The sequence below is a fragment of the Rhodoferax sp. RT5P35 genome, assembly GCF_056521385.1.
The window spans coordinates 1-1,322 of the sequence record NZ_JBWMAX010000170.1 but is presented as its reverse complement, the minus strand read 5'-3'; the positions used below and the strand labels follow the sequence as shown (position 1 = coordinate 1,322).

2 protein-coding genes are annotated in these 1,322 nt (G+C 61.7%); one reads left to right on the top strand and one right to left on the bottom strand.

Annotation, left to right across the window (positions count from 1 at the left end; translation table 11 throughout):
- A partial coding sequence (locus AC097L_RS24685; RefSeq protein WP_479589356.1) for a glycosyltransferase occupies positions 1-868 on the top strand: 868 nt, incomplete at its 5' end.
- 3 nt (positions 869-871) lie between these two features.
- Here the strand turns inward: AC097L_RS24685 and AC097L_RS24680 are convergent.
- The coding region (locus AC097L_RS24680) for an alpha-glucosidase C-terminal domain-containing protein (protein ID WP_479589355.1) at positions 872-1,322 on the bottom strand (451 nt) is incomplete at its 5' end.

The following is a 1,322-nucleotide window of genomic DNA, read 5'->3' as shown; positions in this document are numbered from 1 at the left end:
GATCGTGATCGACGATGGCTCGTCGGATGCCACCTACCAGGTGGTGCAGGACTGGACGCACAAGGAAGATTTGCCATTCACTGTGCTTTTGCAAAAGCAGGCCAACAAAGGGCTTCCTGCCACCCGCAATGTCGGTATTTTGCAGGCCACGGGCCAATGGATTGCCTTGCTGGATGCCGACGACATCTGGGAGCCCGTGCATTTGCAGCAGTTGCTGGCCGCCGTGGCGCTGCGCCCTTCGGCGGTGGCGGCCTACGGTGCCGGTCGCCTGCTGGTGGGCGACTCCATTAATCCGCAGGCCTACGATGATTTCTGGGACAACCCCTCGAAAAAATACGGCCAAAAAATCGATGGGTCTTCTTGTTTGCTGATCAATTCAGATATTTTCCCCCGTCTGATCAAAGGCAATTTCATCAAACCGTCCAGCCTGATGTTTGCGAAAAAGGTATCCGGCAAGACCATGCTGTTTGACGAAAACCTGCGCACCGCCGAAGACCGCGAGTTTTTGGTGCGCATGGTATTTTTGGGCGAGTTTGTCTACGACCCGACCCCGATCACCCAATACCGTTGGCACGACGACAACATCTCGCAAGGCAAAAACTCCAAGCGCAACATGGAGAACGGGATGCGGGCCTTGAAGGTGATCTTCAATAACCCCACCCTGGGCCTGGGTGGCCGCGACAGGGCCGCCTGCCACGCCCAGGTGCGCGCTTCCGCCAAAGAGTATTTGTATATTTGCTGCCAGCGGGGCTGGTCGGAATACCGGTCGGGCCTGGCCTTCATCTATACCCAGTTTGGGCTAGCCAAGGTGCTGGGGGCGCTCAACCCCAAGCACATCGCCCGCAGCCTGGTATCGCGCGGACCCTGATCGTCAGGCCCGGCAGTCCAGCCACAGCACCTCATACGGTGCCAGCGTCAGCCCCGCGCGCAACTCGCGCGTCTCGCCGGTCAGCAGGTCCACCGCGCTCTCGGGCTGGGCGCTGAACACAATCGCCGGGCAGGTTTGCGGCTGCTCGCTGAAGTTGGCCAGCGCCAGCACATGTGTGCCCGGCGTGCCGCGCAGATAGCCCAGCACACTGGCCGACCCGGCGCGGAAACCGGTGAGCTGGCCCCCGGCAAACTCTTCCAGCGACGCACGCACCTCCACCATGCGGCGCAGGCCCTGGTAGATCTGGCCGGGCACGCTGTTCTTTTTGTTCCGCTGGCTGTACAGGGCGGGCACGCGGGCCGGGCGGTGCACCCAGCGGCTGTCTCCGGCCTTGGCGGGGTCGTTCAGGTAGCTGGCATCGTTGGGTGTGCCCACCTCGTCACCCAGGTAGATC